This is a genomic window from Collinsella aerofaciens (assembly GCF_901212495.1).
In the GTDB taxonomy this organism is placed as follows: Bacteria; Actinomycetota; Coriobacteriia; order Coriobacteriales; family Coriobacteriaceae; genus Collinsella; species Collinsella aerofaciens_H.
This window is the reverse complement of record NZ_CAAKNY010000044.1, coordinates 4,561-7,473: the sequence shown is the minus strand read 5'-3', so window position 1 is coordinate 7,473 and position 2,913 is coordinate 4,561. Positions and strand designations below refer to the sequence as shown.

2 protein-coding genes are annotated in these 2,913 nt (G+C 63.0%); both read left to right on the top strand.

Annotated elements, in window-relative coordinates; all coding sequences use genetic code 11:
- The first annotated feature begins 346 nt into the window (after positions 1-346).
- Positions 347-1,186 carry a sulfide/dihydroorotate dehydrogenase-like FAD/NAD-binding protein gene (locus SFLMC1_RS05280; protein ID WP_152074455.1) on the top strand — a complete coding sequence of 280 codons (840 nt, stop codon included), beginning with the start codon at positions 347-349 and terminating at the stop codon, positions 1,184-1,186.
- Positions 1,177-2,586: an NADPH-dependent glutamate synthase gene (gene gltA / locus SFLMC1_RS05275; protein WP_152074454.1), complete on the top strand. Its 1,410-nt coding sequence runs from the start codon at positions 1,177-1,179 to the stop codon at positions 2,584-2,586. The genes SFLMC1_RS05280 and gltA overlap by 10 nt, the downstream gene beginning before the upstream one ends.
- The last annotated feature ends 327 nt before the right edge of the window (positions 2,587-2,913 follow it).

Sequence of the window (2,913 nt, the reverse complement as noted above, 5' to 3'; positions counted from 1 at the left end):
TAGGGACAGGTTTATTTTGGCAGGTTTTATGTGCGGAAACGCCGCAGCGGCCGCATCGCAATTAACCCTGTGCCACCACACATAGCGCCCCAAAGGGGGCCGGCCTCATCAAAACCCGAGGCCGGCCCCCTTTGCCGTTTTGCCTGATAAAACCTACCAAAATAAACCTGTCCCTTTTTGGTAGGTCGCTTTTCCCAACGGCCGAAGATACACGTAAACAGCATGTCCATGAGGGTATAATTTGCAACGTATGTCTGCACAACGCCTGTGCGCGTACGGTTTTATTCGGGCTACCGTCCATTTCCGTGGAGGCACGGTTCGGCGGCCCTAACAAGAGAGGGGTTCTATGTATAAGATCCTGGAGAAGACGCAGTTCTCGGAGAAGGTGTTCAAGTTCCGCATCGAGGCGCCCGCTATCGCCAAACATGCGCACGCTGGACAGTTCCTCATGGTTCGCGCCAACGAGACAGGCGAGCGCGTCCCGTTTACCCTGGCCGGCTGGAACGGTGACGAGGGCTGGGTCGAGTTCATCTTCATGGTAATCGGCAAGACCACCGAGATGCTTTCCACCTACGAGGCCGGAGAGTCGCTGCGCGACGTCGTGGGTCCGCTGGGCGTTCCCACCGAGATGGCCAAGGGCCCCTGCGCCGTCATTGGCGGCGGCGTCGGCCTGGCGATTGCCTTCCCGGTCGCCAAGCACCTGGTCGAGACCGGTCATGAGGTCCACGCCATCATGGGCGCCCGCACCAAGGACCTCCTGCTCATGGAGGACCAGTTCCGCGAGCTCCTCGACGAGGACCACATCCATATCACCACCGACGACGGCTCCTACGGCGAGCAGGGCGTTGTCACCGCTCCGCTGGAGCGCCTGCTGCAGGACAAGGCCGTGAGCCAGGTCTTCTGCGTCGGCCCCGTTCCGATGATGAAGTTCTCGACCCTCACCGCCCAGAAGTACGACACGCCCATCACCGCGTCGCTCAATCCCATCATGGTTGACGGCACTGGCATGTGCGGCTGCTGCCGCGTCGAGGTGGGCGGCGTGACCAAGTTCGCTTGCGTCGACGGCCCCGACTTCGATGCCACCCTGGTCGACTGGGATGACCTTCGTGCCCGCCAGGCCGCTTACCGTTCCGAAGAGGGCGAGTCCCTCAAGGCCTATGAGGAAAAGAGCTGCGCATGCCACTAGTTAACGGTCGTTTCGTTGCCGATATGAAGTCGCCCCGCACCCCCGATAACGAGGAGCCGGCTGCCGAGCGCGCCTGCGACTTCCGCCCCGTCGACAAGGGCTTCACCGAGGAGATGGCGCTGGCCGAGGCCGAGCGCTGCCTCAACTGCAAGAAGCCGTTCTGTGTTGAGGGCTGCCCCGTCAACATCAACATCCCCCGCTTTATCGAGCAGATCCGCGCGAAGGACTTCGGCGGCGCTCTCGATACCATCCGCGAGGACTCCATGCTTCCCGCCATCTGCGGCCGCGTCTGCCCGCAGGAGAACCAGTGCGAGGGCAGGTGCATCCGTGGCAAGAAGTCCGAGCCCGTGGCCATCGGCCAGCTCGAGCGCTTCCTGGGTGACCGCCCCGAACTCGCCTCCACGCCCAAGATGGCCCCCAAGAACGGCAAGAAGGTCGCCGTCGTCGGCTCCGGCCCGTCCGGCATCACCTGCGCCGGCGAGCTCGCCCGCAACGGCTTTGACGTCACCGTCTTCGAGGCATTCTTCACCGGCGGTGGTGTGCTGGTCTACGGCATCCCCGAGTTCCGTCTGCCCAAGGCGGTCGTCAAGCGCGAGATCGACGGCCTGGAGGACATGGGTGTCAAGTTTGAGTACAACTCCGTCGTGGGCAACATGGCCACGGCCGAGGAGCTGTTCGAGCAGGGCTTCGACGCCATCTACGTGGCGACCGGCGCTGGCCTGCCCAAGTTCCTCAACGTCCCCGGCGAGAACCTGCCCAACGTCTTCTTCGCCAACGAGTACCTCACCCGCGTGAACCTGATGAAGGCCAACAAGTTCCCCGAGTACGACACCCCCACCAAGCACGGCAAGAACGTCGTCGTCTTTGGTGGCGGCAACGTAGCTATGGACGCCGTCCGTACCGCCAAGCGTCTGGGCGCCGAGCACGCCATCATCGCCTACCGTCGTACCGAGGACGAGATGCCCTGCCGTCGTGCCGAGCTGCACCATGCCAAGGCCGAGGGCGTCGAGGTTCTGCCGCTCGTCTCCCCGCTCGAGTTTGTCGCTGGCGAGGATGGCTCCGTGTGCGCCGTCAAGGTCCAGAAGATGGAGCTCGGCGAGCCCGACGAGTCCGGCCGCCGTCGCCCGATGCCCATCGAGGGCGCCATCGAGGAGATCCCCTGCGACGTCGCGATCTCGGCTATCGGCACCAACGCCAACCCCTTCGCTGCCAAGATCGGCGGCAAGATGGAGCTCAACAAGTGGGGCTACATCGTCGCTGACGAGGAGACCGGCCAGACCACCGATCCCCGCATCTGGGCCGGCGGCGACATCGTCACCGGTGCCGCTACGGTCATTCTGGCGATGGGCGCCGGCAAAAAGGCCGCCGCATCCATCACCAAGAGTCTGCTGGGCGAGTAATCACCTGCAGCACTAGCCATCAAACGGCAAAGTCCCCGTCGAGCACACGCCCGGCGGGGACTTTTTCTATGCCGGCCGCCCGACCACCACGATGGGGACAGGCACCTTTGTGGTGGTTGGGGGCCTGGCTGGTCGGTTTGTCTCGATCTGTAACAGTTAGGTCCCGTTGAGCCCCGTAGTTGTTACAGATCAAGACATTGCGCCGGCTGTCTCCGTTTCATCTCAATCTGTAACAGCTAGAGGCCAAATTCCCCGCCTGGTGTTACAGATTGAGATCTTGCAAAAGCCGAGGATGGGCGCTGCCACCAAAGCCTTCCCCTCGGCCTA